Origin of the sequence: Filomicrobium sp. (assembly GCF_025698805.1) — a bacterium.
GTDB classification, from domain to species: Bacteria; Pseudomonadota; Alphaproteobacteria; order Rhizobiales; family Hyphomicrobiaceae; genus Filomicrobium; species Filomicrobium insigne.
In genome coordinates, this window is the sequence record NZ_JAILWT010000003.1 from 427,872 (window position 1) to 452,765 (window position 24,894).

The window sequence follows — 24,894 nt, forward strand, 5'->3', positions numbered from 1 at the left end:
TTAGTTAGCCAGTCGTAGTTCAACCCTTCGATCCAGCTGGTACAGGTCCTCTCGGGAGAAGTTCGAACGGTCGACACCGGTAAATGGCTCCGTTTTACCCTTCGGCAAAAGTAGCAATTCGCCCGTGAACCCACCGGCGCGGAGATAGTTCTCCACGGTTTTGAGTCTGTCCATAGAGAGCTCCATGTTCAGTTCGGGCGTCCCGCGTTCGTCGGCGTGACCCGAGAGCGTCACCGTGTCCAGTTTGCGGCGCTTGAGATACTCGAGCAGCAAATCGGCCGCCTTCTCACCATCGTGTGTGAATATCGCCTCGCGGTAGACGAACTGGATCGGAATTGGAATCTTCTTGTCTTCGGCGACGAGTGGCGTGCGCCCTGGCTGTTCGTCCGACATTGCTGCGAGCTTCATGACTTCGTCCGCGTCCGTTGCAGCTGAGGCAACAGATCCCGCATCTGCCGGCCCGGTTTCCGCTTGTTCGGCAGCCGAAGTATCGACACCTGCTGGTTCACGTTTTGGGCCGTTCTCGCTTTGGCGCGCATCATCGACGAGCCGTTGGAGATCGCTCAGCATCTTTTCGTTGACGTCGCGCGCGGTCTGACCGGGTTTTGACGTGCCCGGTGATTGCTTCGACGCGTCCGCGTTAGATGACGCGTCATCAACGGCCGCCATCCGCGCGGAGGAGTTTCCGTCAGCGGAAGTGGATGTCTCTGCCGGGGCCTCTCCGACTTCCAAGCTAAGTTTTGGATCGTTGCTCGCGAGCTTGCGTTCCGTAATTAGAACCCACTCACCATTGTCATCGACCTTCGCCGTGCCAACCAACTCACCGTCAGCAAGCACGCGAACAAATTGGCGGGGCTTACCCTGACCGGCAAAAACAGAAACGCCATCAGGTTGTATCCGCGCAATATCAAAGGCCAATCCGTCGGCTAACTTTCCTGCGCGCGGTGTTGAATCGCCCTGTGCAGAAGCGCGCGAGGAAGGATCGACGGCCGCGACCTTCTCCGCTTCGGTCTTTGCTCTGGACGTAGTCTGAGAAGTCTTGGTCGACGCTGCCGGTGTTGGCGTCGCCGCAGAGGCGGCCGCAACCGTTTCCTTGGTGTTTGCCGGAGCCGAGGTGCCGGCGTTGTCGGTGAATCTCAGGTTATTCAGGTCATAGTAGCCTTGCTGGACGAGTACCGCGGCGCCGACCGCGGTCGCCAACAGCAAAACCACCACAACAACTACGAGCCTCTTCATAACACAACCCTGCACCTACCTGCGGATACGCACGCGTACCCATTGCTTTGCGAGATCGGGGAGACCTCGCCATAACAGGCAGCGCTGCCCCGTGGGGCCTATGCCCCCAGCGCTGACCCGTGGGCTTTAATAGGTGAATATGCCGTTGCTTGGTGCAACGCAATCATTGCCTATAAATTTGGGAAACATTCCGGGGTGCCACAGCGTGCGTTTGTGGCTTCTAGTCCACGCTCTCCGCACAGCGGCCAAGCGTTGCCGCTTCCATTTCAGGATCGGGAGAGATTTTCACGCAGCCTTTTAGCGTACACAGGCTCCAAGGTGCAGTCGCGCCTGACGCAGCCAAGTGGAGCTCCTTGATCGGAGCCAAGGGCGGCTTGTAGTGCCACCACCCTTTTGACAATACGGCACCTTCGGGCGGTTCCATTCCTGCACCGGAGCCCTTGACTCTGGCTTCGACGATTTCAAGACCACGCGGCGTTAGCTTCCAATCTTCTTCCCAGGCGATCCGCTCGACGGAATGTGTCCACGCGAGAGTGAACGCGCTGGCGGCGATCACGGTGAGCTTTCCACTCGCGAGCAGGCAAAGGCTCAACCTGATCCTCCCGGTTCAACGGATGTGTGGCCGGATGTCCTGCGCCAGTGCAAAAAGATGACCACAGCTGCAAGCGCAAAACCGACTTCATCAGTCACGGGAAGCGCCGCGATCATTGTGACGGCTGCTGCTGCTGCCAATATGCGTTCGAGAGCGGACATGCTCCCGCGCAGATAGCCAATGATGGCCGCGCCCCATAGGCCGACGGCAAGCACGGTCTTGCCGACAATGTAGGCGACAGCGGCGGGATAGCCGATGGCTTCGGCAAGCGGCCCACCGTCTTGCAGCATTAGGGCCGGGGTGTAGACCGCGATGAAGGGAATGACAAAGCCGGCGGCGGCGATCTTCACGGCTTCAATCGAGATCCTGAGACCGGACTCCCGCGCAATTGGAGCGGCTGCAAAACAGGCCAGCGCAACGGGAGGCGTCAAGTCAGCCAGAATACCGAAATAGAAAACGAACATATGACTGACGATCAGTGGCACGCCTAATTCCAGAAGCGCCGGACCGGCGAGCGATGAAGTGATGATGTAGTTTGGGATCGTGGGGATACCCATCCCTAAGATGATGCATGTGATCATCGTAAGCAGGAGTGAGAGGAACAGGTTGTGCTCCCCAACTGACACGATAAAGCCACCGAACGTTGTTGCGGCCCCCGTCAATGTCATCGTGCCGATGATGATACCGACGATCGCGCAGGCAACGCCGACGGACAGTGCCGTTTTTGCCCCTTCAGCAAGTCCGATCACAATGTCGCTGAGGGTTTCGCGACCACCTTTAGTTAGGAAGTTCCAAGCGATGAGCAGCGCGATGGCCGCGCCAACGATTTGCAAACCGTATTCAAGAAAGAGTGCCGCGATAATTCCCAAGCCGATCCAAAAGATCGAACGGATTACGATATTTGGAAGCCCTAGAGCGACCGAACTGCCAAGTATCAGCAATAGCGTCAGAACTAAGCCAACCGTTCCGGAATAAAGCGGCGTGTAGCCGGAAAAAAGCAAGTAGACGAGCGCGGCGAGCGGCAGGATTAGATACCACTGCTGTTTGATCGCATCGAGCGCTGATGGTACTTCGTGATCACCCAAGCCCATCAGGCCGCGCTTGCCAGCTTCGAGGTGCACCATCCAGAAGGCGGACGCGAAGTACAAGACGGCAGGGACAATTGCGGCTTTGACGACCTCCGCGTATGCGACGCCTAAAGTTTCAGCCATGATGAACGCGACGGCGCCCATAACTGGAGGCATGATCTGCCCGCCCATGGAAGCTGTCGCTTCGACCCCACCCGCGAAAGCCGCCTTGTAGCCAAAGCGTTTCATCAGGGGAATCGTGAACTGGCCTGTCGTTACGACGTTGGCCACGCCGGAGCCTGAGATCGTTCCCATAAGGCCAGATGAGAATACCGCGACTTTGGCGGGGCCACCTCGACTGCGTCCGAACAGGCCCATCGACACATCGGTGAACAGCTGGATCATCCCTGCGCGCTCAAGAAATGCGCCAAACAGGATGAACAGAAAGATATATGTCGAGGAAACGAAGACCGGAATGCCATAAATGCCCTCGGTCCCGAAGGCCATGTGGTCGATCACCTGTGTGAGATCGTAGCCGCGATGATTGAGCGGCGCGGGCAGATATTGTCCAAACAAACAATAAAGAAGGAACAACCCCGCAAGGATAGGTAACGCCGGCCCCATGACGACAATGGTCGCGAGGAACACGACGGCCAGCGAGATGATGCCGACAATTAAGTCGATGTTGTTGGGATCGCCGGCGCCCAGGAGAAGGGGCTCGTATTCCCACCACTGGTAGATGGCGACTGCGAAGCCCGCGAGCCCGAGAAGCCATGCCAGACCCGTCAGCGGCCATTTTACCCGCGCAAGCGCGGCTCCTAACGGGAGCGACAGAAGTACGAGAAAGCCAACGTGGAAGCTGCGTACGAGTTGGCTCGGCAGATCAACAACGTGAGCGGCGGTCGCCAACTGGAAAAGTGAAAAGGCGACAGCGATAGCAAATAGCAGCCAGCCCACGGGGCCATGGGGAAAGGTATGGCTCAACGCTTCGCGCGGACCGGAGGCCGGGGACGCGGGGCTGGCGACACCTGCGGTATCGCGAGGCACGTGGCTGCTCACGCTCGTAACCCTCCAAGGTTTCCTGGCGGAGATCATTCAAGCAAAATGACCGACGCCCGCACAGTGGCGGGCGTCGGCAAATATTATCAGGGCAGCAAACCCTTTTCCTTATAGTAGCGCTCCGCGCCAGGGTGTAACGGCACGGGAACTCCCTTTGTTGCAGTGTCGAGCTTGATTGCGGCCGCAGCCTTATGCGCTGCGACCATGTCGGGAAGATTTTCGAAGAGCTGCTTTGTCATCTGGTAGGCAATTTCGTCGCTGACGCCGGAATGGGTCACCAGAATATTGCGAACTGCCAGGGTGGGGACGGCTTCCGTCTGGCCATCATAGGTGCCTGCCGGAATTTCCGCCGCAACATAAGGTGCTCCCAGTTTTTCAGCAACTTCTGCTGGGACCGCCACCATCTGAATAGGAACGGACGCAGCCAAATCGCGGATCGAGGCAACGCCCAGGCCCGCCGACTGCAAGGTCGCATCGAGCTGGCGGTTTTTAATCAGCTCAACGGACTCGGAAAATGGCAGGTATTCCGTCTTACCGAGATCATCATAGCTCATGTTCAGAGCGCCAAAGATTGCGCGTGCATTGAGTTCGGTCCCGGATTTTGGCGCGCCGACTGAAAGACCTTTACCCTTGAGGTCCTGGAACGATTTTACGCCGCTATCTTTAGAAGCAACGATCTGGATGTAGTTCGGGTAGATCGCCGCAATGGCGCGCAGCTTATCAAGCTTTTGAGGAAAGCCGGCCTCAGCATTGCCTTCCCAGGCCAACTTGACGGAGTCACCCAGGGCAAATCCGATCTCTCCGCGTCCCTTCTGCAGAAGGTTCAGGTTTTCGACGGATGCTTTCGTCGATTGAACCTGGGTGCGTACATCAGGAATCTTCTCGCCGTAGATCTTGGATAGTGCAACGCCCAAAGGATAATAGACGCCGCTTGTGCCTCCGGTAAGAACGTTAATAAACGTCTCCGCGCGCGCGGAGACGGCGGTTGAGGCTGCGAACAGTATTGCAGTTAGTGCGCACGTAGCTGTGCGACCCACCCTAAAACACATACGTATTCCTCCAACATCGTTCGTAATCGTTTTGCTTGTCCGCTCCGATTGAAGTGGCTTCTCTGGCCGCAACCGATGACGAACAGACGTCAGTTTGCCGACGTGAGCGGAAATTGCAATTGAACCTTGCGCCCAAACGCCCTTCAATTGTGACGTGCGGTGCTCCAGAAGGATCTCAAGATGCTCGAGCCGGATACCAAGAAGTCCAATCAGGAACAAACAACCCCGTTCCAATGGGCTGATCCCCTGTTGATCGAGGGTGCCCTGGAGGACGAAGAACGGGCAGTTCAGGATAGTGCCCGGGCGTTTGCACAAGACAAGCTGATGCCGCGGGTTCTGGATGACAACCGGAACGAGAATTTCGACCGCAGCGTCATGGCGGAGATGGGGGCAATGGGGTTGCTCGGCCCCACCATCCCCGAAACCTACGGTGGCGCCGGCGTTAACTCTGTCTGTTATGGGCTCATCGCCCGGGAAATCGAGCGGGTCGATAGCGGCTACCGTTCGGCCATGAGCGTGCAGTCCAGCCTCGTCATGTATCCGATTTATGCCTACGGCTCTGAGGCGCAGCGCCAAGCTTATCTGCCGGGCCTAGCAAAAGGTGAGATCCTTGGGTGCTTCGGGCTGACCGAGCCGGACCATGGCTCGGATGCTGGCGGGATGCGCACACGGGCGCGGGCGGTCAGCGGCGGGTATGAACTCTCCGGCGCGAAAATGTGGATCACCAATTCGCCACTCGCGGACATCTTCATCGTATGGGCGAAGACGGATGATGGCTCAATCGCGGGCTTCATCCTCGAGCGGGGTATGGCCGGGCTGACGTCTCCCAAGATCGAGGGAAAGTTTTCATTGCGCGCGTCGGCGACGGGCGAGATCGTCATGGATGGCGTCTTCGTGCCCGAAGCCAACATCCTTCCGAATGTGCGCGGATTAAAGGGCCCGTTTGGCTGCCTCAACAACGCCCGCTTTGGCATTGCCTGGGGCACTTTGGGCGCTGCTGAATTCTGCTGGCACGCTGCACGGCAATATACGCTCGACCGGCAACAATTTGGACGTCCTCTAGCGGCCAATCAGCTGATCCAAAAGAAGTTGGCGGACATGCAGACGGAGATCACGCTGGGGCTGACGGCCTGCCTCCATGCCGCACGTCTCAAGGATCAGGGGCGCCTCGCGCCGGAAGCTGTATCACTTCTGAAGCGCAACAACTGCGGCAAAGCGCTTGATATCGCTCGTACGGCGCGAGACATGCATGGCGGTAATGGCATTGCGGATGAGTTTCATGTGATCCGTCACGTCTTGAACCTTGAAGCGGTGAACACGTACGAAGGCACGCACGATATCCATGCGCTCATTCTTGGGCGTGCTCAAACCGGGATCCAGGCGTTTGGGTGAACTCATATACTCATCGTCAAAGTTCTGCCTTCCTAGGGGATGGAATTAATCAGCACTCGGTTCATGTCTGCAATTATCCGTCTAACGAGAGAAGAAGACATAGCGGCCCTCCCGGCCATTGAACGTTCATCGGGAGAGGCCTTTCGCGTGATCCCCGGTCTTGCCTGGATCGCCGATGACAATGGGCAATCCCCCGAGGGGCATCTGCATTTCCTCCGGAGTGGCACCTCATGGGTCGCTACTGATGAACAAAATCGTCTTCTCGGGTTCCTCAATGCGGAAGTGTACGGACAGGAGTTCCATATCTGGCAGCTCGCCGTGCGGCATCACCATCAGAGACGGGGGTGCGGAACGGCGTTGATCCGAGAAGTCATTGCCAGTGCAAAGGCGAGAAAACTGTTTGCTATAACGCTTACGACTTTCCGCAACGTCCCATGGAACATGCCCTTCTATCAATCATTAGGCTTCCAAACTCTTCGAGTTGATCAACTCGATGACCGCCTCATCGCGCTATTGCGAAAGGAAGTCGAGCACGGTCTTCCTGAGACGAAACGTTGTGCGATGCGCCTAGTCTTGGGCCACCCGCCCGTAAATGGCGACACGATTAGTTGAACCCCCTTCGTCCCATTAGTTGACCAATGTCAACGCGGCTGACGCCTCGGTTGCCGGACTGTTCATTAAATCCAGCAACACAGAGGATGTAACACCATGTGGAAACTAGCTTCTTCAACACTCGGCATCTGCGCTTTGAGCGCACTCCTTGTGGTGCCTGCACTTGCGCAGGACAATTCCGAAAACGCTCCCGAGATGGGCATGATGGGTGGGGACTGTCCCATGATGCGGATGATGGGCGGTGGCATGGGGCACGGCATGATGGGACAAGGAATGGGCAAAGGCCAGATGGGTCAGGGCATGATGCGCGGGCACGGTATGGGGATGATGCGCGGCGCACGAATGGGCGCGATGGTCGAGGCGCGCCTTGCCTACTTGAAATTTGAACTCGGGATCACCGACGCTCAAAAGGATGCATGGGCGGCCTATGCCGACGCCGTGAGAGCACGCGTCGCCAACATGCAAGGCGTACATCAAGCCATGATGGAAACTATGCAGACCGGCAACGCGCTGAACCGCATGGACGCGCGCATCAAAGGCATGGAGACAATGCTCTCGTCCCTCAAAGAGGTGAAGCCTGCGGCAGAGAAACTTTACGCGTCTTTAAGCGACGACCAGAAGAAAGTTGCAGATCAACTTATCGGCAGAGCCTGCGGCGCCATGTAATAGGGCCCGCACTAAATGACGCCCAACTTGGCGAGCAAAGCCTTGCCAATGGGAACGCGTTTTTTCACATCATCTTTTTCGAGGATGTCCATGTTGAGCGCGAAAGTGAATATCCCATTGTCGCGCTCCACCCAGCCGACCCACCAACCAAGTTGCGGTGTCCGTGAAAACAGCCAGCCTGTTTTGCCGTAGAGTGCCGGCCCGTCTCCATTCTTCAGCCGAAGGATGTCGTGCACCGTCTTTTGCGCGCGCTCGGAGGTGTCGAGTTCGCGCTGGACCAGACTTGCAAGAAACTGGGCCTGCTCAACCGCACTGATTTTAAGCGGCCCGTCGAGCCAGAATCTATCAACCTCAGACCCTGGGTCGCCGTTACCGTAGCCGATCCTCCGGAGCCATTGGTTATAGCGCTCAAGCCCGATCCGGCGCGCCAGTTCCTGATAAACAGGAACATTCGATACGACGATGGCCTCGCGTATCGGCATATCCCGTTCCCACTGCTTGAACGGTTGCGGTTTGCCGCCGTACGGGATGACCTCGTTTTCGTCTTTCACCACTCCGGTCTCAAGCGCGATAAGACTGTTGGCGATCTTAAAGGTGGAGGCGGGAACGAAACGCGTTTGGGCGCGCTCGGCGTTCACGAGCGTCATGCGATCGGCCGACACGTCGTAAAGAACGAACGTGCCGGTCGTGCCGTGCTCTTTAAAGATGGCGGTGAGGTCATCACGTACGTTGCGCTCTGTCGCGCTAGTGGGTGTTCCAAGGCAAGCAAGACATAGGAACGCCAGCGTCGACAGCAACCGTTGCCGCACGAGTTGGCGTGTTCCGGACGGGATCATGAGAACCTCATTGAGAAGTGCTGGAAATTCGCTCGGAACAAATCATCGGCTCGCGGCGCAATTATGCCGCCTGAGTCCTCCGAATGGACATCGTAATGCTTTAGGCATCCGTTGGTTCGCTGCAGATCCGAAAATTGGAGCTTCTCTTTCATGTCGAACGCCCGTCTCTTTTCCGCGCTCGCACGCGAGGGCAGTCCGATCACCGGTGAATCGCGGGCCCTGTTTCCGTGGTGGAGCATCACGAAGACGGTGCTTGCGGCTGCGGCGCTGCGTCTTGTCGATGAGGGAAGGCTTTCTTTGGATTCCCCGTTCAAGGATCGCCGTTATACACTCCGGCACCTGCTCCAACATACCGCCGGGGTGAACACTTACGGCGGGCCTTCCTATCATGGAGCGGTTGCTGCTGGAGATCCGGTTTGGCCAGTCGAGGACCTGCTCGCTCGGCTGGATGCCGATACGTTGTTGTTTGAACCCGGTAACGGCTGGTCATACTCAAACGTCGGCTATCTCTTTGTCCGACAGTTGATTGAGGAGACGACAGGTACCCACATCGACGCGTCTCTCCGCAAGCTTGTCTTCGAGCCCATGGACTTGCAGCACACGCGGATTGCAACGACGTTGGATGATCTGGGCCTGACGCAATGGGGCAATGCCAAAGGCTACGATCCGGGATGGGTTTATCATAGCCTTCTCATCGGGCCACCCTCCGATGCCGTCTCTTTCCTTCGGCGGCTGTTCGCTCGTGGCTTTCTCTCAGCCAAATCCGCTCGCGCGATGCGCCAAGTTTATGCTCTCGGCGACGAGGTGCCCGGTCGTCCCTGGCGTAAAACCGGTTACGGCCTTGGGCTGATGATCGGTACTATGGTCAGCGGCGGACAGGTCTATGGTCACACCGGCGGCGGGCCAGGTAGCACGTCTGCCCTCTACTGCTTCGCGGATCTTCCCGACCGGCCGATCGTCGCCGTCTTTGCGCAAGGCAACGATGAAGGCATTGCAGAATACGAAGCCGAGCGGCTGGCTCTTAGCCGATAAGCGCGGCGTGACATCGGCTTGGCGACGATGTTCCTGCGGCTTTCGGAGGTTTCTTCGCAAGCCTCAATTTGCTCAGAAGGTCTTGCGGTAGCCTACGGTGACGGTACGGCCCAAACCGTTGACCGTGAGGTTGCGCACGGAGGTCGCCGTCGGATTTTCGTCATCAGTATCCAGCAGGTTCGTTGCACCGAGATAGAACTGGCCACCTTCGTAGGGGATCGCAAGGCTGGCATTCACGAGGAAGGCCGGTTCGATCGGGTAGATGTCACCCGCGATGTTGATGGGCTCTTCGCGTCCCGTCCACCATTCGCCTTCTAAGTGAAGGATCCAATCGTTCTCGAAGCGATAATCTCCGTAGATCGTGCCGCGGAAAGGCGTTGCGATGCGGTTGTTGAGCAAATGGCTATCCAGGCCGCCATCCCCATCATCGTCGTAGCGACCCTCGCGCCACGTGAACACTGTTCCGAGTGACAGGTTCTGTGTGACGGCTACCTCTCCCGCGAACTCGACACCGTAGATCATCTCCTTCTGCTGGGTGATCGTGTTGGTCGCCGGATCGAAGCTTACACCCTTTTCGCTGGTGCTGATGAAGCCGGTCAGACTGCTGCGCCATGTCGTATCGGCACCACGGATGCCAAGCTCATACGGCGTCTGCACCTCGCGGCCATCGACAAGTTCTTGCCCAGCGCTCTCGCGAATGAGATCACCACCCCAGAAAAGCAACGCACCCGGCATCAGTGCATCCAACGACGTTTCCATCGTGGCATTCACACCTCCGCGCTGCGACGTCATCACCGTCTGATTGTATGGCGATGTCGGATTGTTGATGTCGCCGGAGTAGTACACGATGAAGTTATAGGTCGGGTCGAATTTCGCCATGTAGCAAATCCGTGACAACGGATTTCAGAGCCGGGCTTGCGCTGCGCATGATGCCACCGGTCAGATGGGCTAACTGCCTGTTTGATTTGTGTAATATTGCACCCCCACGCGACGTCTAGCTTGAGCGCAACCATGTCTCGACGTCGTCTGATGTCAGAATGTGGACGCCGATGCCTTGCAGCTCGGCTAAGCCTCTTTCGTAAAGTTCGGACATCGCGTCGGCTATGACGCAGAGCCGGTAATCACGATTGCTCGCGTCGTAAATGCTTGCGCGCGGACAGTTGGGAAAATTGCATCCCGCGAACGCAAGTGTCGTCACGTCGAGATCATCCAGAACCGCTTTGAGCATCGTGTCATGGAACGCGCTCCATCGCGGCTTATAGAGAATCCATTCGTTCGGGCCGATGCTTTGGAGGCGTCCCGCGAGGAGCGTATCGGCATCAAGTTGTATAGCATCGTCCGGTTTTAATGCGTCGACCAGCTCTGCGCCTTCCGTGGCCGGTCGCGCGATTACCGCTCCGCGTTGGATCAAGTGTCGGCGACACAGGTCCACATTCGAGCCGTCGGCTTTGTACAAGCGAACGACGTGGATGATTGGCCGTCCGGCTTTGCGAAACGCTTCAAGCGATTTGCGTACGGCGGGCACGATGGCAGCGGTGCCTGCGATCATTGCCGGCGCACCCTCAAGTGTAAAATCGTTTTGAAGGTCGATCGTGATGAGCGCAGAAGCGGCAGGCTCAGGCGTTGTGTAAGGATCGGACATGGGTCGGCACTCCAGAGCTGGAAACGGCTCTGGGAGTGGCACTGTTTGGCTTCGATCGTCTGGAATGAAATCGACTACGCCGGTTCAGAGGAACGCGGATCTATAAGCAGCGGGTGTCGTTCCATACGCCCTTACAAATGAGCGGCCCAAATGGCTTTGATCGGCAAACGCCGCATCATATGCCGCGTCGACGGGAGCCTCTCCAGATCTCAAGCACTTTCTCGCTACCGTCAGCCGGTGCGCCAGCCGATAGGCGGCAGGGGTTATGCCGACGTTACTTCTGAATGCGCGAATGAAACCGTCGGTCGAATATTCTAGCTGGCTAGCGAGATCCGCGATCCTTGCGTCTGTGCCGGCAACGAGGTCGCGCATAGCCATCCATGTTTCATCGTGCTCATTGGGTGTGTCGCGAATTTTCAATGAACCGATTGCATCCAGAATGTCTTCCGGTTTGCGGGCATTGGGACTGCGGATCAGTTGAGGTCGTGCGCGCACGCATACCGCCGCATGGTCCGCGGGCAAATAAACGTTTGTGACGGATGATCTTGCACTTGCCGAAGATGCGTGTGGCATTCCCGCGGGTAGCATTAGGATCACGCCTTCGCAAACGTGGAACACCTCTGCCGGTGTTGAAAACCTGCGCCATCCCCGCCTCACGGAGACAAGCTGCACTTCGTTATGAAAGTGAGGGACAAGCGAACGGGCGGCGGTCGCCTGCAGACAACCGATCTCCACCGAAGTGTCCGGTTGCCAACGCGAATATTTCCATCGGGGTGCCATATGTCCCGCGAAGCTCATAGATCCCTTGCGAGACTAATACTAAGGCGTCCCGAAGGGCGTGCGCAATTGGCTCGAACACCTCTTTCCTTCCGCACTTCCTGAATGAGATACTTCCATTCGCCCAGCGCAATGAGGATCGGGATAAGACTTGGCTCGCGCCCTTTTAGCCCGTAGGGAAGCGTATGCGTATTGCCCCTCACCGCATCAGGTGAAACCCACGGAGCCTTCGATGTCTCAGGAAGCTGAATGGATTGATCAGTTCGCGGGGCTTAAGCGTCTGCCGCCAGATGTGGTCGATATCCTGATGCGTAACAGCGCCGTGGTCTCACTCCCGTCCGGCAGTCGCATCTATGGGCCGGGTCAGGCTCCTAAGAGTTACCTGCTTTTGCTGGATGGTAGCGTGCGCGTCCAGCAGGTCTCGGAAACCGGCCGGGAAATCGTACTTTATCGTGTCTCTGCGGGCGAGAGCTGCGCGCTCACAACTGCCTGCCTCATGGGGTATGAAGACTATCCAGCCGAGGCGATCGCGGAAACGGATATTCATGCCGTTGCCATTCCGCGCACCACATTTGAAGAGCTTATCGCCCGTTCGCACGAGTTTCGGCGCTTCGTTTTCACAGCCTTTAGTACGCGCGTGACAAACCTCTTCCGGATCATCGAAGAGATCGCATTTTCGCGCATGGACATTCGTCTCGCTCATAAGATTCTGGAATTGTCCCACGGCGCGGACGATGTCACGAGTACGCAGCAGCAGATCGCCTCGGAGCTTGGAACGGCGCGCGAGGTCGTTAGCCGGATATTTGCCGAGTTTCAGCGTCGAGGCTGGCTTGTGGTGACGCGAGGGCACATCAAAATCAACAATCGCCCCGCACTCGAACGACTCGCATCTGAGCACTAGTCAGACCTGCCAATTCCCTCACTCCGGCTTTGTGACTTAGTCACATACTTCCGCTTACGCTCCAACTAGCTTGACCTCCATCAAAGAAAAATGGAGGCGACCATGAAATGTAATGTGGGTGGCATCGACCGGGCCATACGCGCTCTTGTGGGCGTCGTTCTAATCAGCCTTGTGTTCGTCGGGCCGCAAACACTATGGGGATGGGTCGGTCTTTTACCGCTTGCAACAGCCATCATAGGCTGGTGCCCGCCTTATACCCTGCTCGGTATCAACACCTGCCAGCCGCGGGCATCGAAGGAAGGAGGTAAGACGTGATGCGCTTATTCTTCTTGCCGGGTGACTTGATCTGCGACGCGTTCGGTGTGCCGGCTGAGAGTGATCATCGCCAGGTGCTACGTAGCTTCTTCAACATGATGATCTGGGGCGCGTTGACCGTCGGCGTTGCCCTAAAGGTCGCTTTGTAAGTCCAGAAGAAGAGTCACAAACAAACGACATGGAGGGGTTAAATGCTTAACCTCACTGATAAGGCGTGGTCTCCCTACGTTGCTGGCGTGATCATCGGCCTTCTACAAATCCCGACCTTCCTGCTCATGTCGACGGCGCTTGGCGCGTCATCGTCCTTTGTAACGGTCGGCGCTCACATCGCCTCACTGTTCGACAGCCAAGTCTCCGATGTCAGTTATCTGGCTAAGCATTTGTGGGGCGCAAAGAACTGGTGGCAGGTTGCCGTTGTCGGCGGAATTGCCGTCGGCGCATTTCTATCGATGCGCCTTTCCGGCGCCCGTCGGCAAACCATCTCTCCGGTGTGGGCGCGCGCAACCGGAACGTCGACGCTAAGTGCTCGCGCACCGGTCGCCTTCCTCGCCGGATTCATCATGCTGTTCGGCGCCCGCATTGCCGGCGGCTGCACGTCAGGTCACGGCATTTCGGGGATGGCGCAACTTTCCGTCGGATCGACGCTCGCCGTCGCCGCGATGTTCGCCGGTGGCATTCTGACCGCCGCCCTGTTCCGCCGTGCGTGAGCGAATTCACAAAGGAGAGATGACATGTCCGTGTTGAATGCCATTCTTATCGGATTGGCCACCGGCATTGTGTTCGGCTTCGTTTTGGAAAAGAGCCGCGTCTTTGAGCCCGGCGTCATTGTCGGTCAAATGCAGCTCAAGAATTTTCTGATGCTCAAAGTGTTCCTGTCTGCCGTGATTACAGGGCTCATTGTCCTTGCAGTCATGAACGGCATGTTCGGAGTGAAGCTCAGCCTCAAACCCTTATTGTATAAGGCCGACATGATCGGTGGGCTGATCCTTGGCATCGGCATCGCGCTTGCCGGAGCTTGTCCAGGTACGACGCTGGCCCAGATCGGTGCCGGCTACCGCGATGCAATCTTCACGCTCGTGGGTGGTATTGCCGGGGCCATCACGTACGGATATTTCGACGTCCCCATCAAGGCCTTCTTCAACGAGAAGGGTGAGAAAATCGGCTTTGATCAGCTCCTTGGCTTGCCCTTTTGGGCGACCGCAATCGGGCTCGCTGTAATTCTTGCCGGAGTGCTTTGGGCAGTCGAGCGTTGGCAGTCCTGGACTGTCGAAACAGGCACTGACTACGACGGGCTTATGGGCGGGACAGTCCAACGAGATAAGACCGCTGCTCACCTGCGTAAGATCTAAGAATAGATTCGCAGTCCCTCCGACCGAGGGATACCCGGCAAAGGCTCTTAGAGGTGGCGTTAGCCTGAACGCCGCCTCAACGCTTTGATAGATAGGCCCGCAAAACTTTGTGAAGCCATCCCCGCGGAAAGGTCTCGCCGTCGGACTTTGACGCAGGTCAAAGCAATCCAATTCCACAACAATGAACGTAGATCATTGGCACCTGCGAAACTCGGCAGAACGCATAGATCGTCCAACGATGGCTGCCGCGGATCACCTATGAACTCTCTCAGAAAAAGACCTCCGGCCGCTTCACTAAAAGCTTCACACGGAGATCATATATTTCCCGGAGGACGCGTGGTGACGCTGCCCTTTTTCTTGAGTGGTAGCGATCCAATTCGGGGCTGTGACGTTGTCTGGGATATGAAAGGATGCTGCGATGCCTAGAAAGGCTGTCGTCTCACCCATCCGTAAACATGAGAAATATGAGCACCTGATCGCGGCGACACAGGCTCTCGTCCCCCTTACCACTGCTGTGGCGCATCCGTGCGATGAGACGTCACTTCGGGGAGCTATTGACGCCGCAGAAGCCGGCATGATTGTCCCACTTTTGGTTGGCCCCGAACAGAAGATCCGTGCGGTGGCGCAATCGTGCGGTCTTGATATCAGTGGCGTGGAGCTCATCGATACTCCGCATAGCCATGCCGCTGCGGAAAGAGCGGTGGAGCTGGTTCGTGAGGGGAAGGCAGAACTCCTGATGAAGGGGAGCCTGCATTCGGACGAACTTCTCGCTGCAGTTACCAACAGAGAGAAAGGACTGCGAACTGGACGGCGGATAAGCCATGTGTTCGTCATGGACGTTCCGACACATGCGCAGACCCTGTTTATCACCGACGCGGCGGTCAACATAACGCCGGACCTGATGGCAAAACGGGATATCATACAAAATGCTATCGACCTGTTTGTCGCGCTCGGCATGGGCTCACCCAAAGTGGCCATTCTCTCCGCAGTCGAAACCGTGAACCCAAGCCTGCCGTCTACGATCGATGCGGCCGCCTTGTGCAAGATGGCGGACCGCGGCCAGATCACAGGGGGCGAACTGGACGGCCCGCTTGCCTTTGATAACGCCATCAGCCTTGAAGCCGCACGGATTAAGGGGATCAAATCCGCCGTTGCGGGACAGGCTCAAATCCTCGTTGTGCCCGATCTTGAGGCCGGGAACATGCTCGCCAAGAACCTCACCTTCCTCTCGAATGCAGACGCTGCCGGCATCGTGCTGGGCGCCCGCGTTCCGATTATCCTGACCTCACGAGCCGACAACCTGCGGACGCGTATGGCCTCCTGTGCCGTGGCCATGCTTCTTGCATATAGTCGGCGTGCACATGAGCCAATCCGAGCCTAAGCGATGAGCGAAACGATACTTGTGGTCAATGCCGGCAGTTCCAGCGTCAAGTTCCAAGTCTTTGCCGTTGGCCCGTATGACCAGCTCGAGCGGCGCATGAGAGGTCAACTCGAGGGGATCGGAACTCATCCCCGTCTGTTCGCCAGAGGGAGCGAGGGGGAGACGCTTGTCGATCAGAGATGGAGTGCTCAAGAGATCCCAGACGTGCCGACGGCGTTCGGGGAAGCTGTGTCCTTCCTGAGAGCCCATGGGAATGGCGAGTTGCCGATAGCCATCGGCCACCGTGTTGTGCACGGGGGACCTGATTTTACTGTCCCAACAATCGTGTCCGGCGAAGTGATTAAAAAGCTAGAGCCCTTTATTCCGCTTGCGCCACTTCATCAGCCCAACAATCTTGCACCAATAAAGGTGATCCACGAGAAGCATCCGCATCTCTTGCAAGTTGCCTGTTTCGACACGTCCTTTCATCGAGGGCATCCTGCGGTTGCCGATTACTACGCCATACCTGATGAGCTTCATACGGAAGGCGTGCGCCGCTACGGCTTTCATGGCTTATCGTACGAATATATCGCGGGCCAACTTCCAGATATCGCACCAGAAATCACCAGTGGGCGTGTCATCGTTGCGCACCTGGGCAGCGGCGCTTCGATGTGCGCCATGGTTGATCGCAAGAGCATCGACAGCACGATGGGCTTTACCGCACTCGATGGCCTTCCAATGGGAACAAGGCCGGGGCAGCTCGATGCTGGTGTTGTCATCTACCTCATGCAGCAGAAGGGCATGAGCGCGGACGAGATTGAACGCTTCCTTTACAAGGATTGTGGTCTCAAGGGATTGTCCGGGATCAGCAATGATGTCCGCGATCTGCTCGCAAGTTCGGAGCCGCGCGCTAAGTTCGCGCTTGAATATTTCGTTTACCGGATCGCCACTCTCACAGGCATGTTGGCCGCGGCCATGGGTGGCATCGATGGCTTCGTGTTTACAGCCGGAATTGGCGAAAACGCAGCGCCCATTCGCGCTGCAGTCCTACAGAGACTTGCGTGGTTGGGCTTTGACCTTGACGCGGAGGCGAACGCCGCTGGCGCATCCCGCATCACCACAAAGAATTCTCCTGCTGCCTGCTTTGTGATCCCGACCAACGAGGGCCTGATGATTGCTCGGCACACGCTGAACGCTTTGCGGGCCCAGTCGATCCCTCTTCGTGAGGAGAAACTTGCATGATTGATCTTTCTTCATTGGCGCTGCTCAAGGAGAAGAAAGCTCTCGTCACGGGTATCGCCAACGAGCATTCAATTGCATGGGGCTGCGCCAAAGCTTTTCGCGCGTTCGGTGCGGACCTTGCCGTCACCTATCTCAACGACAAGACGAAGCAATATGTGACGCCGCTTGCCGAGGAGATGGAGGCCTCCATTTTCATGCCCCTCAATGTGCACAACGAAGGCGAGCTGGAAGCCGTCTTTGACGCCATCGAGAAAAAGTGGGGCAAACTCGACATCATGCTGCACTCGATTGCATTTGCTCCTAAAGCCGACCTACAGGGCCGCGTCGTTGACTGCTCGAAGGAGGGTTTTCTTCTGGCAATGGAGCTATCGTGCTGGTCGTTCATCCGGATGGCGAAACTGGCAGAACCCTTGATGAAAGACGGCGGCAGCCTCTTCACGATGACCTACTACGGCTCTCACATGGTGGTCGAAAATTACAACATCATGGGGCCCGTGAAGGCTGCGCTGGAGTCCGCTACGCGTTACATGGCGGCGGAACTCGGGCCTAAAGGTATCAGAGTACACGCGATTTCTCCCGGTCCATTGAAGACACGGGCTGCCTCTGGGATCAGCGATTTCGACAAGCTGCTCCACAAAGCGCAGATGAAAGCACCAAGTCGCAGTCTCGTTTCCATTGACGACGTCGGTGTCGCCGTAGCTTTCCTGGCAATGGACGGTGCCAAGCTCATTACAGGCGATACGCTTTATGTCGACGGTGGCTATCACATCATGGATTGATGCTCCGGTGACGGACGATCAGCATATCCAATATTGAAGGACGTACCTTGATACTTCTCGTAACGGATACGTTGCGGACGCACGACGTCCACTTTTTTAACCACGCCTTTTGATTGAATTGACAAGCGCCGATAGTGCGTAAAACTATCTTCCATCGTTTAGGCTCGCCAAGGCGTACGATCATGTTGATCGCGGAACAGCTCGGTATCATGCCTGCCTCAGTTGCCGTTCAGCGCACGTCTTTAAACAGCGGCCCCTTACGAACTTTCGGCATTTGTGGCTGTCAGACAATGCGCCCAGTGCTGTTCACACCTTCCTCCACAATCCGCATTCCCATTTGCGCTGACACAGTCGTCCTGGCGGGATTTTCCGATGACGTTGCCTGGGTCGATTAAGGAGAACGTGTTCCCTAGCATTCAGCCACGGCATCGACGCCACCGGGGGATGAGCACACCTCTAAGCATACATTTCAGTTGTTAGTTCCAAACAGTGTGAGGTCACCATGGACACGATCACGACCACCGACGGAACCAGAATTTATTTCAAGGACTGGGGTCCGCGCGATGCCCAACCCATCGTCTTTCATCACGGCTGGCCGCTCAGCGCGGACGACTGGGACGCGCAGATGATGTTCTTTCTCGCTAACGGCTATCGCGTTATCGCACATGATCGCAGAGGACATGGACGCTCGACGCAGACGTGGACGGGAAACGAGATGGATACCTACGCGGCAGATGTCATCGAGCTGGCAGATGCTCTCGACCTCAAGAACGCGGTGCACATCGGTCACTCAACGGGAGGCGGCGAAGTCGCACGCTATGTAGCCCGCTCGAAACCGGGGCGCGTTGCGAAAGCCGTGCTGATTGGCGCAGTACCTCCAATTATGTTGAAGACGGAAAATAATCCTGGCGGCCTGCCCATCGAGGTGTTCGATGGGTTTCGTGACGCTCTTGTCGCCAACCGCGCGCAATTCTTCCTCGATGTCCCTTCAGGACCGTTTTACGGCTTCAACCGCCCGGGTGCCAAAGTGAGCCAAGGGGTCATCGAGAACTGGTGGCGCCAAGGCATGATGGGTGGCGCGAAAGCCCATTACGACTGCATCAAGGCCTTTTCCGAAACGGATTTTACAGAGGATCTCCAGCAGATCGAGGTTCCGACGTTCGTCATGCACGGAGACGACGATCAAATCGTGCCTTACGCGGATTCAGCGCCGCTCTCAGCCAAGCTCTTGAAAAACGGAACCCTTAAAACCTACCCAGGCTTCCCGCACGGGATGTGCACAACGCACCCGGAAGTGATCAACCCGGACCTTCTGGCCTTCGTTCGCACGTAGCGGCAGTTGCCCCGCGGCTCTGCCGTGCGAGCCGAGCCCTCTTGGATCTGACTGCTTTATCAGGCGGTGCGCCTCTATTCCGCCGTCATATCCCGCATTGCCCTTTCTCTACCCTTTGACCGTGGTGGCATAAGCAGCGGTTACGATCGCAGCGTATGACTTTGCTATTTCTGGGTAGTCAGCATCCTGCTCGAAACTTGCGGTTAGGCGGAAGCCTTCGCACTGACCGATCGTATAAGCCAGCAGCTTGGCAAACCGATCCTCATCGAAATAGGACGTGTGGATCAGTTCCTGCCAGGTCAGGTAATCGGCAAGAACATCGGATGTGGCCTCCGGTGTTTCCGCCGCAGCCAAACTCTCAACGATATTCCTGAATTTAGGGATCGCACGTCCAATCGCGTGATCGCTCTCTCGCTCGATCCCATCTGCGATCTCGGGTGGCAGCGGCGGGAATCCTTTTGTCAGCCATACAGGCCATTCTGAGGCATCGATTGCGAGATCTTCACGAGCGTCACTTCCGTAGGCCAAAGCCTTTAATTGCGACAGTGTCATCGGGTTAAGGACATGACTGAGCCCGTGACTGACCACGCGCGCGAGGCCATTGAACGCCCAGGTCAAAAAGACTGCGCCAACGAGCAACACGGCGATACCTGCAGCAAGCAATCCGAGTTCTCCGCCCATCGACATATCCCGAAAGGCTTCGGGAGGAAGGATGAGGCTTGTCGGCAAAACGAGAAGGCCAATGAACAGAACAGCAGCGTTCTCAAAGATGTTGCTTCCGCCAGATGGATACAGCTCGTCCACCGCTGCCCCATCGATCCGCGCAAATACATGAGACGCAATGGCATCCATCATCGGCTCGGAGGTCAATGTCAGAAGACAGAGAAGCGGTATGATCGCAATCGCCAGCAGGTTTAGACTTGATGCGGCGAACTCACGGGAGAAGATCTCGATGTCGAGGCTCTTGATGGCTTTCAAGCTTTGGACTGCTTCATCCTTAGCGTGCCAAAGTGAAAGCCAGCGATTGGCGTAGTGATCTGCCGCGAACCCCAGCAAGCCGCGGTTGAACCGCAATGAGCGACGAGATTCCATGTAGCGGAGGATGGCATAGAACACGGCGATTGGGCCGCCAAACGTCAATGCGGCCAGCGCCCACAGCATCGGCTCTCGGTCGTCGGCCCCGACAAAGACAGAGAGAATGCCGAGGATCAGGAACGTCAGCAGTGTGAGATAAATGGCTTTGCCGAAGATCCCGAGCCGCGAGAACAGGAAGCGCTGGCGTTCCGTTTTGATAAAGGGGGTGCCAACGGTGATCCATCGCTGCATGCCGCTGAGCGGCTCGCGTTGTTTTGCACTATGCAGGAGCGCCGCGCTGATTACAGAACCTCCGTGGCTGTGACCGACAACGACGAATGGCTCTCCCGCTGTTTCCAGCGCCGTCAGCTTTTCCATAAGTTGCTTGCCTGCCGCGCGCCGCGACGTCTCACTATTGAGACCGTCCCACACGCAGGGCTCGATTTTGAGCGTACCGTCGTCCCCCTCGACGCTGTTCTGCAATTGGGTTGTGAACCTGCTGCCGCGCTGCCACCACTTTGTGCCCTCCAGCGGCCCACTGGCGAACGTGCCGTGGACGGTGACGATGGTTGCCATACGCTTTTTCTCCCCCGTACTTAAAACTTACCGGCACGTGCTCTAGCACCCCTCGCAAATGCCGCTTGTCTTCGATAGCGCGCCAAAGGGCAGACGCCAACGGCCCGCTTCGTCAAAATCCGGCTTTGGGCGGTAGGAGGTTCTATCGTCACGCAGCGAACAAAATTGTCGACCTCTCAGACAAGCCCCGCATGCGAGTAACCGGCCCTCTCTGTGCGGGGGGCCCACATGACATGATCATCACAGGGTCGCGAGGTGTGTAACCCTTCCAGCTTCTATAGCGAAGTTAAGAACGTGTAGGCGGGAACCGCCACACGTCAGATAAAAAGGAGATGATCATGAGACGTATCCTCACTTCGCTTGTCGTCGCGCTCGCACTGGCGGCCGGCGTCTCTGCTGCGCAAGCAGACCCCATCACCGTGCACGGCTATCTCGGCACCAACTACGGCGGCAAGTAAGCTCACCAATCCATGGCGCGACATGGCCGTAGGGGAAATCTACTCTACGGCCATGTGCGTTGAGCCCTGACGGACGGCGTTCGTGACGTTTCTTTCACACCTTGGAGGCTGGCCAATATAAGGACCAAATGACCACTTTAGGGGGGTGACCTACGATCGAAGGTGATGACTACCGATGAGAAGATGAACCCCTTTCTCAGATCGTTGATTCGCCTTCGAACGGGACTCCAGCAATTGAAGCTTGGCGTTTTATGGCATTGATGAGTTCATCGAAGCTCACTTGAAGCGCGGCGGAAGGCGTCAGCATAAGAACAATCTGCTCTCCAGGTTGCCCCGCTCTAACGCCTCTGATCCAATTGGCCAGCTTCAACTGAATGGGGCCGGGCATCCAATCCATCTTCTCAGCATCCAGGAAGAAAATAACCCCACCCAACTTTCTGGAAACTCTCGTTTCCTTGATCCTCAGAATTGCTTGCCATGGGACCGTCGTACGCCCCCAGGATGCATCGCGTATGCCACTGTCACTTATTGTGATCGCTGGCGCCGGCTGCACGATTTTCAGAACCGCGCGGATCAATTTGAAAGCGTAGATCGGGATTGCCAGGACCACCACGTAATACAGCCATTGTGGAAACGAGGGGTCCTTCTCAATAAGGACGACGCTTACGGCTCCTGCCACCAGCAGCGCACTGATGATGATGGTGCGCCATATGATACGGTTGTCGTAGGCGAAGTGTATCGGATTCATTTTCCCCCCTTTATCGGTTGCCAATTTTCTGACCCTCATACGCAAGGGCGAGGTTGCAGCAAAGCTTTCTTCATCGATCACGCTAGTGGAGACCGAACGTCTATCGTCTCCATCCGCAATTTGTATGGAGCAAAAGGACCAATCAGTGACAGCGGAGAACGCTGCGCGCGCGGCAGCATCGGGCAGAGAGAGTACCAGATGGCACGCGCATCCGCCCACGCAGCGTCGCGGTCGGTGTAATCAAGTACCGTCCGTCAGCCGCGCGAGTGACAGGCCAATTTCGAAAATACTCAAAGCGGTTGCTAGATGGGACTGATATTGCGCAACCCTGCTGCGAAATCCAGAATGGCCAGCTTATCTTGAGATCAAGAAGAGACGCTGCATAGTCCCCAATGCTGACTGAACCACCTGGACATCTGGCGCATCATCAGCCCGCTAGCCGCGTGCACCGGCAGGATGTTGCACGACCTCTCTCGCGTGAAAGCGAAGTCGCTACGCCTAGAAGCGCGGTGGTCGGGGGTGCCGTCATCGGTATTACTCACTCTGTCCGGTGGACAGCAACGCGTGCGATGTATTCTGAGGTGCGGGGCTCACTTGCCCCGCTACAGAAGTCCTGTCGATTGCAGCTCGATTGACTGCCGCGATCGCTGCGTGTTCAGAAGGCAAAAGTTGTCACAACTTCGGCTTCGTCCTTTGGCGGCTGCGAGCGACCCGACATTGCCAGGGGATGATAGGACAAACCATGCTCCTGCATGAAGCCCTGCACCTGACTTTGGCTCCAGGACGCCAGCGGATCAATCCGGATCAGCCGGCCTTCCTGCACTACACGCGGGCCTGGCGTGTCAGGATACGGGCAATGGTATGCCGCGCGAATCCAGCAGTCGAAACCCGCAAGCGCCTCGTTCAGGTGGGCAATCATGTAGGCCCTGGTATGAGCATCCGGGTCCTCCGCCCACAGCCCTTCACTGTGATCGCAGTCACCGGGCAACACCCCATGGTCCTCGGCAGGTTCGCGGATGTCGCGCAAGCCAAGTTCACTGACAAGCTTGGCGAAATATTCCCGGCTTTCGGGAAAGAGGTTCGGCATGTGGCAAAATACGATGGGCGTGGCCGGGTCGATCTCCGAGATCAGCTTCAGCACAACGACACTGCGAGCTCTGAGCGAGCAAGTCACCACAGTTTTTTGCGGAAATCTTTCCCTGATCAAATATCGGAGGAAAGAGGATGTATCCATCTCCGCAGTTGTTCCGAGGATGTCATCAACTTGTGTCATAGCAATCTCCCTCAGGTTTGCTCACGTCATCGGAGGCGTTTTCTGGGGGTTAGTATTGCTTTTTCTTCACTGTACGCGCGATTTTCGTCCATCGTCAAGATGTTCTAGGCTTGTAGTACTTGTGCATTGCGATAACGGTCGCATTTTCGCAGGTTATCGAAAAAACGCTGAAAAGCCGATGTCGCGGCTCGACGTCTCAACGCGGATGCATCATGTGTTTCCGCGGAACTCGATGAAACTCCCTCCACCGCGCATGCCGTTGCGCACCATTCTGACCTTCTCCTCTGCGAACAGTTAGGTGCCGTTTGGTGGCGCGCACTGACGGTTTCTTCTTCGCTCTGCGGAGCCTGCGTTGTACGGATTGTGGGTGGGGAGCCTCCATTCATGGGGTAGCCAAGGACACTGCTGCCGAAGAATTCTTACTCGCCTGTCACGCGTCGCCCGCGACTCTTGTTTCCGTGCTGAAGCCCCGGACCGGATCAAAACGATGGACATAATACATGGGCTTCTGCTGCATATGAGGCGGGTAGCTGCCATATCGCAGAGCCGTCGCGATGCTCGGTGCCACTATTGCGGGGATGCCCTCGAGCTCACTAGAAACTGAGCGGTGAACATGGCCACTACAGACCGCAACGATCCGACCTGATCGACGCAGCAACGTGCTGAGTTCAGACATGACTTCCAAACTTTCAAAGTGAACAGGCTCAGGCCCTTCTGACACCACGAAAGGCGGGTGGTGGGCGAACACGACGATGGGCTTTGTCGCCTCTGCTGCAACTAAGCCGGCCAGATGTCTGAGTCGCTCGGGACAGAAGTCGCCCTTGTTGCCAACACTCGAGGTATCAAGAGCAAGCAGTCGTACCGGATATCTTTCGATCGCGTACTGGATGAAGTCGAGGTTCGGCGCCAGATAGCCATCCGCCGCGAACGTTTCGCGTAGCGCTGTCCTGTTATCTTTGTTTCCAGCCAGTACATACACAGGCGCACGTGCGTTAGCCAGAATGGCCGCTGCCTGAGCGTATTCGTCCTGCCGGCCGTTGTGGACGATATCGCCCGTATGCACGATTACATCTGGAAGCGGATCGAGCGCGTTGATGTCGGCGATGCTGAGCGCAAGATCCGTCGCCCGCCGATCCGCATCAGGTATATCCAGGGCAATATGGGTATCGGAGATTTGCGCGATGATCATGGTAGTGGTCTTGCCTGTCGATTGCGCGCGCGCTCAACGCGTCCCAACGGTCGCCATCGCCACATCCAGCTACACCCAATACTCATGATATGTTTGTGTCAGCAGCAATGCGTGCAGCGCGGTGATCACGCTGCACGCATTCTCAGCTACGCTGCGGTACGGCGCCTACGGCCGCTTCGGAGTCTTGTATTCGGCTTCCTTCTGGAAGGGTTCCCACACGGTCTCATAGCCAACAAACCCTTTTTCATTGGGCTGCTTTTGGCGCGTTGTCAGATAGCGCGAGTGGCCGTCGGGAACTTTAGTGATGGGTTTTGGGTCGCTCATAGGGCACCTTTTG

26 protein-coding genes are annotated in these 24,894 nt (G+C 56.9%); 13 read left to right on the forward strand and 13 right to left on the reverse strand.

The features are described from left to right. The 4 genes from K5845_RS09380 to K5845_RS09395 form a co-directional block, all read right to left on the reverse strand. Positions 1-1,236, reverse strand: a complete 1,236-nt coding sequence (locus tag K5845_RS09380; protein ID WP_287958861.1) for an OmpA family protein — start codon at positions 1,234-1,236, stop codon at positions 1-3. A gap of 220 nt (positions 1,237-1,456) precedes the next feature. Beyond that, a complete protein-coding gene (locus K5845_RS09385; protein ID WP_046479057.1) occupies positions 1,457-1,828 on the reverse strand; it encodes a DUF1850 domain-containing protein in 372 nt (123 codons plus the stop codon). Then, positions 1,825-3,990, reverse strand: a complete 2,166-nt coding sequence (locus tag K5845_RS09390; protein ID WP_502814130.1) for a TRAP transporter permease — start codon at positions 3,988-3,990, stop codon at positions 1,825-1,827. Before K5845_RS09390 ends, K5845_RS09385 begins: the two co-directional genes overlap by 4 nt. A gap of 50 nt (positions 3,991-4,040) precedes the next feature. Further along, entirely contained in the window at positions 4,041-5,003 is a 963-nt protein-coding gene (locus K5845_RS09395) for a TAXI family TRAP transporter solute-binding subunit (RefSeq protein ID WP_090229429.1), read from the reverse strand. Positions 5,004-5,183: 180 nt separating this feature from the next. Here K5845_RS09395 and K5845_RS09400 point away from each other — a divergent pair, with 180 nt between their 5' ends. From K5845_RS09400 to K5845_RS09410, 3 genes are all read left to right on the forward strand, one after another. Further along, complete coding sequence (locus K5845_RS09400) at positions 5,184-6,395, forward strand: acyl-CoA dehydrogenase (protein WP_090229425.1); 1,212 nt, start codon at positions 5,184-5,186, stop codon at positions 6,393-6,395. A gap of 63 nt (positions 6,396-6,458) precedes the next feature. Then, the gene (locus K5845_RS09405; RefSeq protein WP_287958862.1) at positions 6,459-7,007 is read left to right on the forward strand and encodes a GNAT family N-acetyltransferase; all 549 of its coding nucleotides are present in this window, start codon (positions 6,459-6,461) and stop codon (positions 7,005-7,007) included. 96 nt (positions 7,008-7,103) lie between these two features. After that, positions 7,104-7,673 (forward strand): Spy/CpxP family protein refolding chaperone, encoded by a 570-nt coding sequence (locus K5845_RS09410; protein ID WP_287958863.1) that lies wholly within the window; start codon positions 7,104-7,106, stop codon positions 7,671-7,673. An 11-nt stretch (positions 7,674-7,684) separates the two neighbouring features. Here the strand turns inward: K5845_RS09410 and blaOXA are convergent, their stop codons facing one another. Beyond that, on the reverse strand, positions 7,685-8,467 hold the full coding sequence (gene blaOXA, locus K5845_RS09415; RefSeq protein ID WP_502814133.1) for a class D beta-lactamase: 783 nt from the start codon (positions 8,465-8,467) through the stop codon (positions 7,685-7,687). A gap of 192 nt (positions 8,468-8,659) precedes the next feature. On the opposite strand from blaOXA, the gene K5845_RS09420 reads away from it, so the two are divergent. After that, positions 8,660-9,541, forward strand: a complete 882-nt coding sequence (locus tag K5845_RS09420; protein ID WP_090228911.1) for a serine hydrolase domain-containing protein — start codon at positions 8,660-8,662, stop codon at positions 9,539-9,541. A 72-nt stretch (positions 9,542-9,613) separates the two neighbouring features. On the opposite strand, the gene K5845_RS09425 is transcribed toward K5845_RS09420, so the two are convergent. The 3 genes from K5845_RS09425 to K5845_RS21205 all read right to left on the reverse strand — a co-directional run bounded on the left by K5845_RS09425 (position 9,614) and on the right by K5845_RS21205 (position 11,981). Continuing rightward, positions 9,614-10,420, reverse strand: a complete 807-nt coding sequence (locus tag K5845_RS09425; RefSeq protein WP_046479061.1) for a TonB-dependent receptor — start codon at positions 10,418-10,420, stop codon at positions 9,614-9,616. A 115-nt stretch (positions 10,421-10,535) separates the two neighbouring features. After that, the gene (locus tag K5845_RS09430; RefSeq protein WP_046479062.1) at positions 10,536-11,183 is read right to left on the reverse strand and encodes a cysteine hydrolase family protein; all 648 of its coding nucleotides are present in this window, start codon (positions 11,181-11,183) and stop codon (positions 10,536-10,538) included. Between the two features lie 84 nt (positions 11,184-11,267). Continuing rightward, positions 11,268-11,981: a helix-turn-helix domain-containing protein gene (locus K5845_RS21205; protein WP_082101122.1), complete on the reverse strand. Its 714-nt coding sequence runs from the start codon at positions 11,979-11,981 to the stop codon at positions 11,268-11,270. Positions 11,982-12,192: 211 nt separating this feature from the next. On the opposite strand from K5845_RS21205, the gene K5845_RS09440 reads away from it, so the two are divergent. The 9 genes from K5845_RS09440 to K5845_RS09480 all read left to right on the forward strand — a co-directional run bounded on the left by K5845_RS09440 (position 12,193) and on the right by K5845_RS09480 (position 19,239). Continuing rightward, positions 12,193-12,861 carry a Crp/Fnr family transcriptional regulator gene (locus tag K5845_RS09440; RefSeq protein WP_046479064.1) on the forward strand — a complete coding sequence of 223 codons (669 nt, stop codon included), beginning with the start codon at positions 12,193-12,195 and terminating at the stop codon, positions 12,859-12,861. Positions 12,862-12,963: 102 nt separating this feature from the next. Further along, positions 12,964-13,176, forward strand: coding sequence for a YgaP family membrane protein (locus tag K5845_RS09445; RefSeq protein WP_287958865.1), 213 nt, complete (start codon positions 12,964-12,966; stop codon positions 13,174-13,176). After that, the gene (locus K5845_RS09450) at positions 13,173-13,325 is read left to right on the forward strand and encodes a hypothetical protein (RefSeq protein WP_160298708.1); all 153 of its coding nucleotides are present in this window, start codon (positions 13,173-13,175) and stop codon (positions 13,323-13,325) included. Before K5845_RS09445 ends, K5845_RS09450 begins: the two co-directional genes overlap by 4 nt. Positions 13,326-13,367: 42 nt before the next feature. Continuing rightward, entirely contained in the window at positions 13,368-13,883 is a 516-nt protein-coding gene (locus K5845_RS09455; RefSeq protein ID WP_287958866.1) for a YeeE/YedE thiosulfate transporter family protein, read from the forward strand. Between the two features lie 24 nt (positions 13,884-13,907). Continuing rightward, positions 13,908-14,525, forward strand: coding sequence for a YeeE/YedE thiosulfate transporter family protein (locus K5845_RS09460; RefSeq protein WP_046479067.1), 618 nt, complete (start codon positions 13,908-13,910; stop codon positions 14,523-14,525). 418 nt (positions 14,526-14,943) lie between these two features. Next, positions 14,944-15,906: a bifunctional enoyl-CoA hydratase/phosphate acetyltransferase gene (locus K5845_RS09465; protein WP_287958867.1), complete on the forward strand. Its 963-nt coding sequence runs from the start codon at positions 14,944-14,946 to the stop codon at positions 15,904-15,906. Positions 15,907-15,909: 3 nt separating this feature from the next. Continuing rightward, positions 15,910-17,127 (forward strand): acetate/propionate family kinase, encoded by a 1,218-nt coding sequence (locus K5845_RS09470; RefSeq protein ID WP_287958868.1) that lies wholly within the window; start codon positions 15,910-15,912, stop codon positions 17,125-17,127. Continuing rightward, positions 17,124-17,906: an enoyl-ACP reductase FabI gene (gene fabI / locus K5845_RS09475; protein ID WP_287958869.1), complete on the forward strand. Its 783-nt coding sequence runs from the start codon at positions 17,124-17,126 to the stop codon at positions 17,904-17,906. The genes K5845_RS09470 and fabI overlap by 4 nt, the downstream gene beginning before the upstream one ends. A 502-nt stretch (positions 17,907-18,408) precedes the next feature. After that, complete coding sequence (locus tag K5845_RS09480; RefSeq protein WP_046479071.1) at positions 18,409-19,239, forward strand: alpha/beta fold hydrolase; 831 nt, start codon at positions 18,409-18,411, stop codon at positions 19,237-19,239. A gap of 108 nt (positions 19,240-19,347) precedes the next feature. Here the strand turns inward: K5845_RS09480 and K5845_RS09485 are convergent, their stop codons facing one another. The 5 genes from K5845_RS09485 to K5845_RS09505 all read right to left on the reverse strand — a co-directional run bounded on the left by K5845_RS09485 (position 19,348) and on the right by K5845_RS09505 (position 24,881). Then, a complete protein-coding gene (locus K5845_RS09485) occupies positions 19,348-20,889 on the reverse strand; it encodes a lipase family protein (RefSeq protein ID WP_287958870.1) in 1,542 nt (513 codons plus the stop codon). Between the two features lie 654 nt (positions 20,890-21,543). Further along, complete coding sequence (locus tag K5845_RS09490) at positions 21,544-22,095, reverse strand: hypothetical protein (protein WP_139165339.1); 552 nt, start codon at positions 22,093-22,095, stop codon at positions 21,544-21,546. A gap of 655 nt (positions 22,096-22,750) precedes the next feature. After that, on the reverse strand, positions 22,751-23,368 hold the full coding sequence (locus K5845_RS09495; protein ID WP_046479074.1) for a phosphoadenosine phosphosulfate reductase domain-containing protein: 618 nt from the start codon (positions 23,366-23,368) through the stop codon (positions 22,751-22,753). A gap of 430 nt (positions 23,369-23,798) precedes the next feature. Next, positions 23,799-24,557, reverse strand: a complete 759-nt coding sequence (locus tag K5845_RS09500; RefSeq protein WP_287958871.1) for a metallophosphoesterase family protein — start codon at positions 24,555-24,557, stop codon at positions 23,799-23,801. 165 nt (positions 24,558-24,722) lie between these two features. Beyond that, the gene (locus tag K5845_RS09505; RefSeq protein WP_170832461.1) at positions 24,723-24,881 is read right to left on the reverse strand and encodes a hypothetical protein; all 159 of its coding nucleotides are present in this window, start codon (positions 24,879-24,881) and stop codon (positions 24,723-24,725) included. Positions 24,882-24,894 lie beyond the last annotated feature (13 nt).

Bases quoted from the DNA above. Each gene is read 5' to 3' on its own strand.
- K5845_RS09445 (WP_287958865.1), top strand. From the start codon at position 12,964: ATGAAATGTAATGTGGGTGGCATCGACCGGGCCATACGCGCTCTTGTG.
- K5845_RS09420 (WP_090228911.1), top strand. From the start codon at position 8,660: ATGTCGAACGCCCGTCTCTTTTCCGCGCTCGCACGCGAGGGCAGTCCG.
- fabI (WP_287958869.1), top strand. From the start codon at position 17,124: ATGATTGATCTTTCTTCATTGGCGCTGCTCAAGGAGAAGAAAGCTCTC.
- K5845_RS09405 (WP_287958862.1), top strand. From the start codon at position 6,459: ATGTCTGCAATTATCCGTCTAACGAGAGAAGAAGACATAGCGGCCCTC.
- K5845_RS21205 (WP_082101122.1), bottom strand. From the start codon at position 11,981: ATGAGCTTCGCGGGACATATGGCACCCCGATGGAAATATTCGCGTTGG.
- K5845_RS09425 (WP_046479061.1), bottom strand. From the start codon at position 10,420: ATGGCGAAATTCGACCCGACCTATAACTTCATCGTGTACTACTCCGGC.
- K5845_RS09470 (WP_287958868.1), top strand. From the start codon at position 15,910: ATGAGCGAAACGATACTTGTGGTCAATGCCGGCAGTTCCAGCGTCAAG.
- K5845_RS09505 (WP_170832461.1), bottom strand. From the start codon at position 24,881: ATGAGCGACCCAAAACCCATCACTAAAGTTCCCGACGGCCACTCGCGC.
- K5845_RS09430 (WP_046479062.1), bottom strand. From the start codon at position 11,183: ATGTCCGATCCTTACACAACGCCTGAGCCTGCCGCTTCTGCGCTCATC.
- K5845_RS09395 (WP_090229429.1), bottom strand. From the start codon at position 5,003: ATGTGTTTTAGGGTGGGTCGCACAGCTACGTGCGCACTAACTGCAATA.
- K5845_RS09390 (WP_502814130.1), bottom strand. From the start codon at position 3,990: ATGATCTCCGCCAGGAAACCTTGGAGGGTTACGAGCGTGAGCAGCCAC.
- K5845_RS09460 (WP_046479067.1), top strand. From the start codon at position 13,908: ATGTCCGTGTTGAATGCCATTCTTATCGGATTGGCCACCGGCATTGTG.
- K5845_RS09455 (WP_287958866.1), top strand. From the start codon at position 13,368: ATGCTTAACCTCACTGATAAGGCGTGGTCTCCCTACGTTGCTGGCGTG.
- K5845_RS09380 (WP_287958861.1), bottom strand. From the start codon at position 1,236: ATGAAGAGGCTCGTAGTTGTTGTGGTGGTTTTGCTGTTGGCGACCGCG.
- K5845_RS09500 (WP_287958871.1), bottom strand. From the start codon at position 24,557: ATGATCATCGCGCAAATCTCCGATACCCATATTGCCCTGGATATACCT.
- K5845_RS09400 (WP_090229425.1), top strand. From the start codon at position 5,184: ATGCTCGAGCCGGATACCAAGAAGTCCAATCAGGAACAAACAACCCCG.
- K5845_RS09440 (WP_046479064.1), top strand. From the start codon at position 12,193: ATGTCTCAGGAAGCTGAATGGATTGATCAGTTCGCGGGGCTTAAGCGT.
- K5845_RS09410 (WP_287958863.1), top strand. From the start codon at position 7,104: ATGTGGAAACTAGCTTCTTCAACACTCGGCATCTGCGCTTTGAGCGCA.
- K5845_RS09480 (WP_046479071.1), top strand. From the start codon at position 18,409: ATGGACACGATCACGACCACCGACGGAACCAGAATTTATTTCAAGGAC.
- K5845_RS09485 (WP_287958870.1), bottom strand. From the start codon at position 20,889: ATGGCAACCATCGTCACCGTCCACGGCACGTTCGCCAGTGGGCCGCTG.
- K5845_RS09465 (WP_287958867.1), top strand. From the start codon at position 14,944: ATGCCTAGAAAGGCTGTCGTCTCACCCATCCGTAAACATGAGAAATAT.
- K5845_RS09495 (WP_046479074.1), bottom strand. From the start codon at position 23,368: ATGACACAAGTTGATGACATCCTCGGAACAACTGCGGAGATGGATACA.
- K5845_RS09490 (WP_139165339.1), bottom strand. From the start codon at position 22,095: ATGAATCCGATACACTTCGCCTACGACAACCGTATCATATGGCGCACC.